The organism is Sphingobium sp. DN12, from assembly GCF_051058005.1.
In the GTDB taxonomy this organism is placed as follows: domain Bacteria; phylum Pseudomonadota; class Alphaproteobacteria; order Sphingomonadales; family Sphingomonadaceae; genus Sphingobium; species Sphingobium yanoikuyae.
In genome coordinates this window covers 2,040,160-2,052,217 of the sequence record NZ_CP173717.1, presented here as the reverse complement: position 1 = coordinate 2,052,217, position 12,058 = coordinate 2,040,160, and the positions used below count along the sequence as shown (strand labels likewise).

General features: G+C 64.7%; 13 protein-coding genes. 5 read left to right on the top strand and 8 right to left on the bottom strand.

Annotation, left to right across the window (positions count from 1 at the left end):
- Positions 1 to 85 precede the first annotated feature (85 nt).
- The 7 genes from ACI6S0_RS09630 to ACI6S0_RS09600 all read right to left on the bottom strand — a co-directional run bounded on the left by ACI6S0_RS09630 (position 86) and on the right by ACI6S0_RS09600 (position 6,430).
- Positions 86 to 871 (bottom strand): phosphoadenylyl-sulfate reductase, encoded by a 786-nt coding sequence (locus tag ACI6S0_RS09630; RefSeq protein ID WP_004212222.1) that lies wholly within the window; start codon positions 869 to 871, stop codon positions 86 to 88.
- Entirely contained in the window at positions 864 to 1,304 is a 441-nt protein-coding gene (locus ACI6S0_RS09625; protein ID WP_004212223.1) for a DUF934 domain-containing protein, read from the bottom strand. Before ACI6S0_RS09625 ends, ACI6S0_RS09630 begins: the two co-directional genes overlap by 8 nt.
- The gene (locus tag ACI6S0_RS09620; protein WP_434405662.1) at positions 1,297 to 2,928 is read right to left on the bottom strand and encodes a nitrite/sulfite reductase; all 1,632 of its coding nucleotides are present in this window, start codon (positions 2,926 to 2,928) and stop codon (positions 1,297 to 1,299) included. The genes ACI6S0_RS09625 and ACI6S0_RS09620 overlap by 8 nt, the downstream gene beginning before the upstream one ends.
- Before the next feature lies 1 nt (position 2,929).
- The gene (locus ACI6S0_RS09615) at positions 2,930 to 3,226 is read right to left on the bottom strand and encodes a DUF2849 domain-containing protein (RefSeq protein ID WP_004212225.1); all 297 of its coding nucleotides are present in this window, start codon (positions 3,224 to 3,226) and stop codon (positions 2,930 to 2,932) included.
- Positions 3,223 to 4,011, bottom strand: coding sequence for a uroporphyrinogen-III C-methyltransferase (gene cobA / locus ACI6S0_RS09610; RefSeq protein ID WP_048936929.1), 789 nt, complete (start codon positions 4,009 to 4,011; stop codon positions 3,223 to 3,225). The genes ACI6S0_RS09615 and cobA overlap by 4 nt, the downstream gene beginning before the upstream one ends.
- A gap of 88 nt (positions 4,012 to 4,099) precedes the next feature.
- On the bottom strand, positions 4,100 to 5,533 hold the full coding sequence (astD, locus tag ACI6S0_RS09605) for a succinylglutamate-semialdehyde dehydrogenase (protein ID WP_004212228.1): 1,434 nt from the start codon (positions 5,531 to 5,533) through the stop codon (positions 4,100 to 4,102).
- A 246-nt stretch (positions 5,534 to 5,779) separates the two neighbouring features.
- Positions 5,780 to 6,430: an RBBP9/YdeN family alpha/beta hydrolase gene (locus ACI6S0_RS09600; protein ID WP_206434217.1), complete on the bottom strand. Its 651-nt coding sequence runs from the start codon at positions 6,428 to 6,430 to the stop codon at positions 5,780 to 5,782.
- 281 nt (positions 6,431 to 6,711) lie between these two features.
- Between ACI6S0_RS09600 and ACI6S0_RS09595 the strand changes: the two genes are divergently transcribed.
- The 3 genes from ACI6S0_RS09595 to ACI6S0_RS09585 all read left to right on the top strand — a co-directional run bounded on the left by ACI6S0_RS09595 (position 6,712) and on the right by ACI6S0_RS09585 (position 8,354).
- Positions 6,712 to 6,960, top strand: a complete 249-nt coding sequence (locus tag ACI6S0_RS09595) for a hypothetical protein (protein ID WP_434405661.1) — start codon at positions 6,712 to 6,714, stop codon at positions 6,958 to 6,960.
- A 45-nt stretch (positions 6,961 to 7,005) separates the two neighbouring features.
- Positions 7,006 to 7,254 (top strand): hypothetical protein, encoded by a 249-nt coding sequence (locus ACI6S0_RS09590; RefSeq protein ID WP_434405660.1) that lies wholly within the window; start codon positions 7,006 to 7,008, stop codon positions 7,252 to 7,254.
- Positions 7,255 to 7,961: 707 nt separating this feature from the next.
- Positions 7,962 to 8,354 (top strand): hypothetical protein, encoded by a 393-nt coding sequence (locus ACI6S0_RS09585; protein ID WP_270093010.1) that lies wholly within the window; start codon positions 7,962 to 7,964, stop codon positions 8,352 to 8,354.
- Between the two features lie 235 nt (positions 8,355 to 8,589).
- On the opposite strand, the gene ACI6S0_RS09580 is transcribed toward ACI6S0_RS09585, so the two are convergent.
- Complete coding sequence (locus tag ACI6S0_RS09580; RefSeq protein WP_434405659.1) at positions 8,590 to 9,987, bottom strand: protein adenylyltransferase SelO family protein; 1,398 nt, start codon at positions 9,985 to 9,987, stop codon at positions 8,590 to 8,592.
- A 37-nt stretch (positions 9,988 to 10,024) separates the two neighbouring features.
- Between ACI6S0_RS09580 and ACI6S0_RS09575 the strand changes: the two genes are divergently transcribed.
- Together ACI6S0_RS09575 and ACI6S0_RS09570 are read left to right on the top strand one after the other, a co-directional pair.
- Positions 10,025 to 10,894: an alpha/beta fold hydrolase gene (locus tag ACI6S0_RS09575; protein WP_434405658.1), complete on the top strand. Its 870-nt coding sequence runs from the start codon at positions 10,025 to 10,027 to the stop codon at positions 10,892 to 10,894.
- Complete coding sequence (locus ACI6S0_RS09570) at positions 10,887 to 12,041, top strand: glycosyltransferase (RefSeq protein ID WP_434405657.1); 1,155 nt, start codon at positions 10,887 to 10,889, stop codon at positions 12,039 to 12,041. Before ACI6S0_RS09575 ends, ACI6S0_RS09570 begins: the two co-directional genes overlap by 8 nt.
- The last annotated feature ends 17 nt before the right edge of the window (positions 12,042 to 12,058 follow it).

The window sequence follows — 12,058 nt, the reverse complement described above, 5'->3', positions numbered from 1 at the left end:
ACGACAGGTCCAGCGCGCGCCCGCGCTTGTTACGCAATGTTACAATAAGATAGGGGATGGGCACCCCGCAGGGCGCCCGGTGCGATCAGAAGGCGGGCAGGTTTGCCGGGTCTTCCGGATCGATGACGGGGATCGGCGTTACCGGCGAATGGATGCCGCATTCCACCTTGTCCCATCCGCGCCAGCGACCGGCACGCGGGTCTTCGCCCGGCAGAACCTTGGACGTGCAGGGTTCGCAGCCGATCGACAGATAGCCCTGCGCCTCCAGCGGGTGACGCGGCAGTTGTTCGGCTTCGAAATAGGCTTCCAGATCGGTCTTGGTCCAGTCGCCGAGCGGATTGATCTTGAGCCGGCCGTCCTCGACCTCGAAGCGGGGCAGGTTCTGGCGCGTGACCGACTGGAACGCCTTGCGGCCCGAAATCCAGGCGTCCAGGCTCGCCTTGGCACGCTTCATCGGTTCGACCTTGCGGATTTCGCAGCAGCCGTCGGGATCATAGGACCAGCGCAGGCCGGTTTCGTCCTTCTTGGCCAGCACGGCAGCGTCGGGCGCGACCACGCTGCTGTTGGTGAAACCCAGCCGCGCGACCAGCGTGTCGCGATAGTTGAGCGTCTCGGCGAACATCTTCTGCGTATCGACGAAGATCACCGGGATAGCCTTGTCGGCCTTGGCCACCAGATCGAGCAGCACCGCGCTTTCCGTGCCGAAGGAAGAGACGACGCCGACATTGCCGGCGAGGCCTTCCGCGAACACGGTCTTGAGCATGGTCAGCGTATCGACACCCTCGAAACGCGCGTTGAGCGCGTCGGCATCCCCCTGGGTAAAGACGGGGCGGGCATCGATAATGTCGATCTGGCGGGCAGGTTCAGCCATCAATTTTCTCCGGATGCCGTTTCGCCCAGACGGGCTGACGGCCATCGATCGTCTTCTGATAGACGTCGGCATAGCGGGTGAGCGCACGCTCCACGGCGGCGTCATCCAGGGCTTTGGCGGGGTGGAAACTGTCGAAGCCGCAGCGGCGCATGGCGTTGATCTGGTCGACCAGCACGTCACCCACGGCGCGCAATTCGCCCTGATAGCCCGATTCCCGCAATATGCGCGCGGCGGAATAGCCGCGCCCGTCGCCATAGGCGGGGAAGTTCACCTCGACCAGAGAGAGGCGGTCGAGATGCGGCAGCAATTCGCGCGCATCCTCGCCCGGCTCGATGCGGACGGCGGTGGCGTTGGACTGGCCGGTGAAGGATTCGACCGTGACGGCCGGTTCCTGTGCGGCTTCACCGTCGCGGAAGGAGAGGAACTCAACCATAGATCGCCTCCTTGAAGGGCTTCATGCCGATGCGGCGATAGGTGTCGAGGAAGCGCTCCCCGTCGGTGCGTTCGGCGAGGTAGATGTCGGTGACCTTCTCGATCGCGTCGACCACGCCGTCTTCGGAGAAACCGGGGCCGGTGATCTGACCGAGCGACGCATCCTCCGCGCCCGATCCGCCGAGCAGCAGCTGGAAATTCTCCACGCCCTTCCGGTCGACGCCCAAAATGCCGATATGGCCGGCATGATGGTGGCCGCAGGCATTGATGCAGCCCGAAATCTTGAGCTTCAGCTCGCCCAGTTCCGTCTGACGCGCATTGTCGGCGAAGCGCTGCGCGATCTTCTGCGCCAGCGGGATCGAACGGGCATTGGCCAGCGCGCAATAATCAAGGCCGGGACAGGCGATGATGTCGGTGATGAGGTCGAGATTAGCCTCGGCCAGACCCGCTTCGTCCAGCTTCTGCCAGATGGCGTAGAGATCCGCCTTCTTCACATGCGGCAGGACCAGGTTCTGCGCATGGGTGACGCGCAGTTCGTCGAGCGAATATTGCTCAGCCAGCGACGCGACCAGTTCGATCTGTTCCGCCGACGCGTCGCCGGGGATGCCGGTCAGCGGCTTCAGGCTGATATTGACGATCGCATAGCCGGGCTGCTTGTGCGCCGCGACCTGACGGTCGACCCACAGGGCGAAGGCCGGATCGGCACGATCGATCTCTTCGCTCAGGTCCGTTTCATAGGCCGGGTTGGCGAAGAAGGCGCGGATGCGGTCCAGTTCCTCGGTCGGCGGGTTAAGGCCGAGTTGCTTCATATGCGCAAACTCTTCCTCGACCTGGCGCTTATATTCCTCGACGCCGATCTCATGGACCAGGATCTTGATCCGGGCCTTGTACTTGTTGTCGCGGCGACCGTAGCGATTATAGACGCGCAGGCAGGCTTCGAGATAGGAGACGATCTCCTCTTCGGCCACGAAATCCCTGATCTGCGGCGCGACCATCGGGGTGCGGCCCATGCCGCCACCAGCATAGACTTCGGCGCCGATGACGCCATCCTTCGACACCAGCTTCAGGCCGATATCGTGCAGGCGCATCGCCGCGCGATCATCGTCGCTGGCAATCACGCAAATCTTGAACTTGCGCGGCAGATAGGTGAATTCCGGGTGGAAGCTGGACCATTGGCGCAGCAGTTCGGCCCAGGGGCGGGGGTCCGCCACCTCGTCGGCGCTAACGCCGGCATATTGGTCGGAACTGATGTTGCGGATGCAGTTGCCGCTGGTCTGGATCGCGTGCATCTCCACCGTCGCCAGTTCGGCGAGGATGTCGGGCGCATCGGCCAGCTTGATCCAGTTATATTGCAGGTTCTGGCGCGTGGTGAAGTGGCCATAGCCCTTGTCGTACTTCGCCGCGATCTCGCCCAGCTTGCGCATCTGCTTGCCGGACAGGGTGCCATAAGGGATGGCGACGCGCAGCATATAGGCGTGAAGCTGGAGATAGAGGCCGTTCATCAGCCGCAGCGGCTTGAACTGATCCTCGGTCAGCGCGCCGGTCAGGCGGCGCTGCACCTGGTCGCGAAATTCATCGACGCGGGCGTCGACGATGGACTGGTCATAGCTGTCGTAGCGATACATGTCAGATCACCCAGTTGCCGGCGTCGGCATCATTCGGTTTCAAATTGAGGTCGGGGCGCACCGTGGGGCCAAGGGCGCGGATACGGTCCTTGATATGGGCCGGGCGCACACCCTCGTCGGTGACGGTCGCGTCGATCACATAGGCGCCGACGACACGCAGCGCCGCTTCCTCGGTGCGGGCGAGGTCGTCGCCCTGTTCGCCGACATCGGCGCTGTCGCCGACCTGGCGCGACCAACCATCGCCGGCCCACCAGATGACATCACCGGTCACCAGATCATTGCCCGTCAGGATCTTCACGAACGCATCTCCGAAATACTCTCCCCTTTTGCCGCCCAGTCCGCCAGCACATCGCGTGCCAGGGCATGGGCCGCCACGTCTCCGACCACGATCAGGGCCGGGCTTTTGACTTCTTCACGCGCCACCATGTCGCCCAGATCGGCGAGCAGGGTGCGCAGGCTGCGCATATCGGCGCGCGTGCCATTTTCCAGCACCGCGACCGGGATTGCCGGCGACACGCCGTCGGCCATCAGCTTGTCGGCGATGTCGGCGGCGGTCGCGACGCCCATATAGATGACGAGCGTGCGGCCTTTTCCCGCAAGGCCCGACCAATCCTGATCGGTAAGACCCTTGCACTGGCCGGCGACGAAGCTGACCGCGCTCGACGCCTCGCGATGGGTCAGCGGCAGTTGCGCCTGGGCGGCGGCGCCGATCGCGGCGCTGATCCCCGGCACGACCTCTACCGGGACGCCGGCGGCGCGGCAGGCGTCGACTTCCTCGCCACCACGGCCGAAGATGAAGGGATCGCCCCCCTTCAGGCGGACGACCGGCTCGCCGGCCAGGGCAAAGCGGACCAGCAGGGCATTGATCGCCTCCTGCGGCATGGAGTGGCGGCTGCGCTGCTTGGCGACCGAGACCAGTTCGGTCTGCGGCCCGGCCAGCGCCAATATGTCGTCGGACACCAGCCCGTCATGCACGATCAGGCGCGCGTCGCGGATCAGGCGCACGGCCTTGATGGTCAGCAGTTCCGGGTCGCCCGGTCCCGCGCCCACCAGGTGGACGGTAGCAGGTGCAATGTCAGCCATGCTCGCCACATGGCGAAAGGGCGGCGGAGTTTCAATTCAGAATGGATATGGAGGGGCTTAGGAAAAGTTTTGTCCAGTAGCCGGGTTGTCAATCGCCCATGGCGCTGACGTCTATGTCCTTGAGGCCGATGCCGATGGTGGCGCGGGGCTGTTCGATCTCGGCGGATGCGACCGGATAGGCGCAATAATCGGCGGCATAATAGGCGCTGGGACGGTGGTTGCCGGATACGCCGACGCCGCCGAACGGGGCGGTGCCCGACGCGCCATTGGTGGGCCGGTTCCAGTTGATCACGCCGGCGCGGACGTTGCCCCAGAATTGCGCATATTGTTCGGGACTGCCGCCGACGAGCGAGGCGGACAGGCCATAACGGCTGCTATTGGCTTCGGCGATGGCGGTTTCGAAATCGGGCACGCGCACGATCTGGAGCAGCGGACCGAACAGCTCGACATCGGGCCGTTCCTTCATCGCGGTCACGTCGATGATTGCGGGCGTCAGGAAGGGCAGGCCCTTTTGCGGCCGGACCATATGCTTGATCGGCCGGCCGCCATGGCTCATCAGATAGAGGAAGCTTTCGGTCAGGCCATCGGCGGTCGGATTGTCGATGACCGGCCCCATATAGGGCTGCGGATCGGCATGGGGGTGATCGACGATCAGCCTGTCGGCGAGCTTCTTGACCTCCGCGATCAGGGCGTCGGCCATGGCGTCGCGGACGATCAGCCGGCTGGCGGCGGTGCAGCGCTGGCCGCTCGACAGGAAGGCGGACTGGATCACCAGCGCGGCGGCGGCGCCGATCTCCGGCGTATCCCAGACGACCAGCGGATTGTTGCCGCCCATTTCGAGCGCGAGGATCTTGCCCGGCTGGGTGGCGAACTGGCGGTTGATGGCGATGCCGGTCTGGGCCGATCCGGTGAACAATATGCCCGCGACATCGGCATGGGCGGCGAGCGCCTTGCCTTCCTCCGCGCCGCCGAGCAGCAACTGGACGGCGTCGGTCGGGACGCCCGCCTCATGATAGAAGCGCACCAGCATCTCGCCGACTGCCGGGGTTTTTTCCGACGGTTTGAAGATGACGGCATTGCCCGCCAGCAGCGCCGGGATGATGTGGCCATTGGGCAGATGGGCCGGGAAATTATAGGGGCCAAGCACTGCCATCACGCCATGGGGCTTGTGCCGCACCGACTGGCGGGCGCCCAGATTGGCCTCCAGCCGGCGCTGGCCGGTGCGTTCGGAATAGGCGGCGACCGATGTGTCGATCTTGGCCATCACCGCCGTCACCTCGGTCCGGGCGTCCCATAGCGGCTTTCCGGTTTCACGGGCGATCAGGTCGGCCAGTTCCTCCTCATGGGCGCGCACGACATTGACGAAGCGGCGCAGCGTCTCGATGCGGAAGGCGACCGGCTGTGCGGCCCAGCGCGGCCAGCCGGAGCGGGCGCGGGCGACGATATCGTCCACGTCGCCGCTTTCGCCCTGCCATAGCAGGGCGCCGGTCGCGGGTTCATGGGACGTCAGCGCGGCGGACATGGTGCAGGATATGACCGAAAATGGTTAACGAAGGAAGAGCGGGGCATGGAGGGCGCTCTTCTACGTTCGGCCAATAGGAAATGTTCCGCTTAACTTCCCATATTTCCCGCATATTTGGACATTTAAGAACCGAAGTTGGAAATTTTATGATGCTGGATCGATCCGGCCGGGCTGGGCGCCCGTGCCGGATCGATCCTGTACCATCCTGCCGTCGAATAGGACAGCGCGGCCGCCTGTCAGCGGCGATCAGAAGCCGTAGCGGATCGACATTTCGGCGCTGCGCCGGGCTTCTTCGTTGCGGACCGCGGCAAGATCGGCCGGCGCTGTCCGATCGGTCAGGCGGTGGAGCAGGAACTGGCCGAAATTCCATTCGCCCAGATCCGACGCGGCGTTGATATGGCCGCTTTCGCCCGCGTCGGCGAACTGGCTGCCCCAGAATTGGGCGAGCCGCCGGGCACTGGCAAAGTCGATATAGGGATCGTTGCGGCTGGCGACGACGATCGAGGGGAAGGGGAGCAGCCCCTTGGGCGTGGGGCCGAAGCCGACGAGGCGGCGGTCGACCGCGCCGCTGTCCACTTCCGGCGGCGCGACCAGCAGGGCGCCGGCCACCTTGTCCCGCAACTGTCCGGTTTCGAACGCTGCCCACCAGGCGACCGCATGGCAGCCAAGGCTGTGCGCGGCCAGGATCACCGGCCCGTCAACCTGGGCGATGGCATGGCCCAGGTTGGTGATCCAGGCATTGCGATGGGGCGCGTCCCAGCTGCCCAGTTCGACCCGATGGCAGTCGGGAAGCGCCTTTTCCCAAAGGCTTTGCCAATGGCCCGGACCGCTGTTCATCAGGCCGGGCACGGTCAGGATGGTGGGGGTCTGGTCATCCGACAGGGTGTGAATCGTCATCTGCACCTCCAAATCTATGGGGCGATTTTATCACTACTGATTTGATTGACAATAAAGCTTTGCTGATGCGTGGCGAAGCTGCGGTGGATTGCGTTGCGCGAAAAATACCAAATATAAAAATATAACGCCGACTGTTGGTGTAATTTTCGTGCGATAAATATGATCTGCGCGAACTGAAGCCCGATTTTCCGGGCTTTCGGCAAATTGGCACGGCCCCTGCAATGCTCTTGGCACGACCCGATCGGGGTCGCGGAACGAGATTTCAGGGAAGGAATTTGCTCATGAAGACCATCGCCATCATCGCCGCCGCTGCCGCCATGACCGTTGCCGCCACGCCCGCCTTCGCCCAGCCCGAAGGCAAGTTCGGTAACGCCAAGGTCAGCTATGAAGAAAAGACCGACCGCTACTGCTTCCGCGAAGTGCAGCCCAGCACGCTGGTGCCGCGCGTCGATTGCCGCAGCAAGCAGGACTGGGCCGACGCGGGCCTGACCATCAGCCGCAAACCGGCTGTCCAGTTGGCCCAGCGCTGAACGCCGGCGCCACCAATCCATCAAAATCAGGGAAGGAATTTGCTCATGAAGACCATCGCCATCATCGCCGCTGCCGCCGCCATGACCGTTGCCGCCGCGCCCGCTTTCGCCCAGCCCGTGGGCAAGTTCGGTAACGCCAAGGTCAGCTATGAAGAAAAGACCGACCGCTACTGCTTTCGTGAAGTGCAGCCCAGCACGCTGGTGCCGCGTGTCGATTGCCGCAGCAAGCAGGACTGGGTCGAGGCTGGCCTGACCATCAGCCACAAGCCGGCTGTCCAACTTGCCCGGCGCTGAAGTGCAGCGCCACCCGGCGATACGATCGGGAGGCTGCCCTGATGAGGCAGATTTTGCGACGGATCGCGGCAGGGCTGCGATCAACCCGGGAACGACCTTTTGCCCATATCGTTGGTTCGACGGACGCGGCCCGCGCATGGTTATCACGGGGCGGCCTGCGACCGATGGAGCGTCCCGTCCCGCCTTCCGGGGCAAAGGCGGGACGCTTTTTCCGTGTTACGCTGCTGCGATAAGCTGTAATCGGCCGGACGGATCCGGCTTCTTCCTGAAAATTGCTGGCGGGTCTCGACCCGAAATCGACGCGACAGTCGAAGTTCACAGTGTCGTGAGGCTGATTCCGGCGAAATGCGCCGGTGACGCCTCTGCGCCGCTCTGATGGCGCGCCTGTAACGCGACACGAGCATGGAAATCGGGTCATCATCACGCGTCGGTGACGCGACGGCGGGGCGACAGTGAAGCGACGTCCATGCGCCAGCAGGCGATTGTTGCACGACCGCAAGAGGGCGTGAAGTTCGTGCGATTGATCCATGCCCAAGGGTAGATCAGAGACCGGCCGAGTAGGAAAGCTGAGTTAGGCGGTCTGGCAACGACCATTTTTGGTCGTTCAGTCAGATGATCCGCAACGCTGGGTCCGGCCACTCATTCAGATTACAAGTTGAAAGCTGCATGATCAAATGTGGTGGTTAAGTGCCGCTCGGAAGGTTTTCATGATCGTCAGCTATCCTGCCCCGGAACTTCACGTCCGGCTGATCAATATCCTGCTCGGCGTCACTCCACCGAAGTTGGGCCGCATCAACGACTTCGCTCCCCATGTGAGCAACGAAAGCGGTGGTCAGTGCAGCTTTGTGGCGCTCATATTCAGGCAGGTTTGGATTGACGTTGTCGGCAAGCAGAAGCCATTCAACGAACTGTCTCGCATGAACCGGGCCGCTTGGCGGAATGAGGTTTGTAACGTGAAGCGGCTCTCCCCGCTTCATGCATCCGCAGAACCCCCAAACGACGCACGCCGTGTGCATCAGCCCGTCAAAACCCGTCTTGCTCATTTGAGACGTTTAGCTGTTTCCCAAATTGTCCGCCACTTGACGATTGTTGCCAAATGATTTTTCCATGCAACGTCAGCTTTCGCCGATCATCTGCCCAGAAGCAGACTGTCGACCTTCCACCCAACTCCGTCATCCCAGCGCAGGCTGGGATCACTCTTTTCTTCTAGGGGGACTAGAACAAGTGGGATGCCAGCCTTCGCTGGCATGACGGGTCTGAAGGACAGTGCTGATCCACTCAATTCCCCACTCGATCAGGGGGCACAGCACTCGCTTTGCCGGACTTCGGCCTTTCTCAGGGCAATGCCGGCGCACTTCCATGCGCCTCACCCATGCGGCGGATGGCGGTGACCTTGGCGTGGAGCGGGGACCAGTCGTCGGACTGGTCGATGGCGCTCCAGATCGCTTCCACCTCGTCGATATGCATGGAGCAGGGGGCGTCGTCCGACCAATAGGCGTGGTCGCAGGCGCCGGGGACGGGCGGGTGGTTGGTCAGTTGGTCGCGCAGTTCGGCCCAGATCGGTTCGCTGTAGCGGGCGGGGTTGCGGGGCGTGCCGCCGCGCCAGTCGTGGAAGAAGATGTCGATCGGCGTCGCGGTGGTCATCATCGCGCGCACGGCGGTTTCGGTCATGGCGGCGCTGTCTGCGCCCGGCAGGACGCCGAGGCGCCAGCAGAAGCGGCGCTGCATCGCCTGGGCGTAGAGGGCGGGGAAGCGTTCGAGCTGTTCGATCAGCGGCGGCGCTTCGCTGAGCGGGCGTAGCGAGACGGCAAGCTGGGCGACGTCCCAATGGATCGCCTCGGCCTGGCGGGCGAAGGCGTAGAGGCCGGCATGGTCGAAATAGGCGGCGGTGAAGCCCGCGTCCCAGAGCGGCGTGAAGCGCCAGGGGCCATAGTCGAAGCTTTCGCCGGTGACATTGATATTGTCGCTGTTGAGCACGCCATGGACGAAGCCGGCGACCATGTAGCTGGCGGCCAGGTCCGCGGTGCGATCGACCACGCGGCCGAGCAGCTGGGCGGGCGGGTTGTCGCCGGGCTGTTCCCCATAGAGGTGGGTGAGGGCATAGTCGGTCAGCCGTTCGAGCAACCTATTATCCTCGATATAGGCGGCGCGCTGGAAGCTGCCGATGCGGATGTGCGAATGGCTGAGACGGACCATCGCCGCGCCGCGCGTGGGCGAGGGTTCGTCATTGCGCTCCAGCGCCTCGCCCGTCTCGATGATTGAGAAGGTCTTGGACGTGTTGACGCCCAGCGCCTCCAGCATCTCGGTCGCCAATATTTCGCGCACGCCGCCCTTGAGCGTCAGGCGCCCATCGCCGAAGCGGCTATAGGGGGTCTGGCCCGATCCCTTGGTGCCAAGGTCGAGCAGGCGGCCATCCGCGTCGCGCATCTGCGCGAACAGGAAGCCGCGGCCGTCGCCGATATCGGGATTATAATGGCGGAACTGATGGCCATGGTAACGCAGGGCGAGCGGCTGGGGGAGCGTGCCGGGCAGGGGCGCAAAGCGGCCGAAATGGGCGATCCACTCTTCGTCGCTCAGATGATCGAGGCCGACCGATGCGGCAGCGCGGTCATTGCGGAAGCGCAACAGGGTCTGCGGAAAGTCGGCAGCATGCACCGGATCGGCGATGTCGGGCATCAGCGCGGTGATTTCCGTGGCGGGGCTGTAATTGGCGGCTTGCGGCTTGTTGTCCATGCGGCGATATGGGGGAGCATGGGCGGAAGGATCAAGCTTGACCGGCTATAGTGACGCATATTGGTGGTCCCCGGATGGACTGCGGCTGCATTATCGCGACTATGCGGGCGGCGAGGACGGGCGACCGCCCTTGCTGTGCCTGCCGGGGCTGACCCGCAATGCGCGCGATTTCGAGCCGCTGGCGCAGCGGCTGGCGGGCGAGTGGCGGGTGATCTGCCCGGATATGCGGGGGCGCGCCGAAAGCGCCTATGCCAAGGATCCGATGAGCTATGTGCCGCTGACCTATTTGCAGGATATCGGCCGGTTGCTGGCGGACCTGGCGATCACCCGCTTCGTCGCGGTCGGCACGTCGCTGGGCGGGATCATCACCATGCTGATGGCCGCGACCCATCGCGAATGGCTGGCCGGCGCGGTGCTGAACGATGTCGGCCCGACGCTGGACGAGGCGGGGCTGGAGCGGATTCGCGGCTATGTCGGCGTGGGCCAGTCGCACCCCAGCTGGGTCCATGCGGCCCGCGCGCTGGAGGAAGCGAATGGCGATGTCTATCCGGCCTATGGGCTGGAGCAGTGGCTGGCCATGGCCAAGCGCCTCTATCGGCTGAACAGCGGCGGGCGGATCGTGCTCGACTATGACATGCGCATTGCCGAGCCGCTGCGCGCGCCGGGCGGCGAGGCGGGTGTCGACATGTGGCCGGTGATGGCGGCGTTTCAGGATATTCCGACCCTGTTGCTGCGTGGCGGCCGGTCGGACCTGCTGAGCGCGCCGACGGCGGAGCGGATGGCGCGCGAGGTGGGGGCAAGCGCAGAACTGGTGACGGTGCCCGATGTCGGCCATGCGCCGGCTTTGGACGAGCCGGAGGCGGCGGCCGGGATCGGCCGTTTGCTGGAACGCGTGCTGCGTGGCTGATGGCGGCGGCGTGAGGCGGGGCGATCCGCCGCGCATCCTGCATATCCATGGCAGCTTCACGCTGGGCGGCAAGGAAGCCCGCGCGATCCGGCTGATGAACATCTGGGGCGACAAGGCGCGGCACAGCATCGTCAGCGCCGCGCCCGAGGCGCTTGCCGCCCGCAGCGCGATCGAACCGCAGGTGCCGGTCGATTTTCCCGAAGCGCCGCCCTTTGCCGGGCGGCCGGGGCTGGCGCGGTTCCGCGCGATCGCGCAGTTCCTGTCCGGCTATGACCTGGTGCTGGGCTATAATTGGGGGGCGATGGACGGGGTTATGGCGCACCGGCTGTTCGCCCGGTCGATGCGCCTGCCGCCGCTGATCCATCATGAAGATGGCTTCAACGCCGATGAGGCCGCGGGGCTGAAGCCGCAGCGCAATCTCTATCGGCGCATGGCACTGGGGCGGGCGCAGGCGCTGGTCGTGCCCTCGGCCCGGCTGGAGCGGATCGCGCATCAGGCGTGGAAGCAGCCGGCGGGCAAGGTGCATCTGATCCGCAACGGCATCGATGTGGCGCGTTATGCGCAGGCGCCGGCACCGGATGCGATACCGGGGCTGGTGCGCACGCCGGGCAAGCTGCTGGTCGGCACGCTGGCGGGGCTGCGCGCGGTCAAGAATATCCCGCGACTGGTGCGGGCGGTGGCGGCCCATCGCGCGCGGCTGCAACTGGTGGTGGTGGGCGAGGGGCCGGAGCGCGACGCGATCCTGGCCGAGGCGGCGGCGCAGGGGCTGGACGATATCTGCCTGGCCGGGTTCATGACCGACCCCTGGCGCTTCGTCGGCCTGTTCGACATGTTTGCCCTGTCGTCGGACAGCGAGCAGTTCCCGATCTCGCTGGTCGAGGCGATGGCGGCCGGGCTGCCGGTGGCGTCGACCGATGTCGGCGACGTCGCCAATATGGTGGCGCCGGCCAATCGACCCTTCGTCGCGGCGGACGAGCAGGGGCTGGCCGACGCGCTTGGGACGCTGGCCGCAGACGCGGAATTGCGCGCTACATTGGGGGCGGCAAACCGGGCGCGGGCGCAGCGCGATTATGACGAAAAGACCATGGTCGACGCCTATGCCGCATTATATGGCGAGGCTCTGGCCAGCCCCCATATTTTGCGCTAGGGCGCCCTACAGTTCGT

Excerpts from the sequence above, each read along its gene's own strand:
- cobA (WP_048936929.1), bottom strand. The coding sequence starts at position 4,011 with ATGGCTGACATTGCACCTGCTACCGTCCACCTGGTGGGCGCGGGACCG.
- ACI6S0_RS09620 (WP_434405662.1), bottom strand. The coding sequence starts at position 2,928 with ATGTATCGCTACGACAGCTATGACCAGTCCATCGTCGACGCCCGCGTC.
- ACI6S0_RS09600 (WP_206434217.1), bottom strand. The coding sequence starts at position 6,430 with ATGACGATTCACACCCTGTCGGATGACCAGACCCCCACCATCCTGACC.
- ACI6S0_RS09585 (WP_270093010.1), top strand. The coding sequence starts at position 7,962 with ATGATCGTCAGCTATCCTGCCCCGGAACTTCACGTCCGGCTGATCAAT.
- ACI6S0_RS09580 (WP_434405659.1), bottom strand. The coding sequence starts at position 9,987 with ATGGACAACAAGCCGCAAGCCGCCAATTACAGCCCCGCCACGGAAATC.
- ACI6S0_RS09625 (WP_004212223.1), bottom strand. The coding sequence starts at position 1,304 with ATGGTTGAGTTCCTCTCCTTCCGCGACGGTGAAGCCGCACAGGAACCG.
- ACI6S0_RS09590 (WP_434405660.1), top strand. The coding sequence starts at position 7,006 with ATGAAGACCATCGCCATCATCGCCGCTGCCGCCGCCATGACCGTTGCC.
- ACI6S0_RS09595 (WP_434405661.1), top strand. The coding sequence starts at position 6,712 with ATGAAGACCATCGCCATCATCGCCGCCGCTGCCGCCATGACCGTTGCC.
- astD (WP_004212228.1), bottom strand. The coding sequence starts at position 5,533 with ATGTCCGCCGCGCTGACGTCCCATGAACCCGCGACCGGCGCCCTGCTA.
- ACI6S0_RS09630 (WP_004212222.1), bottom strand. The coding sequence starts at position 871 with ATGGCTGAACCTGCCCGCCAGATCGACATTATCGATGCCCGCCCCGTC.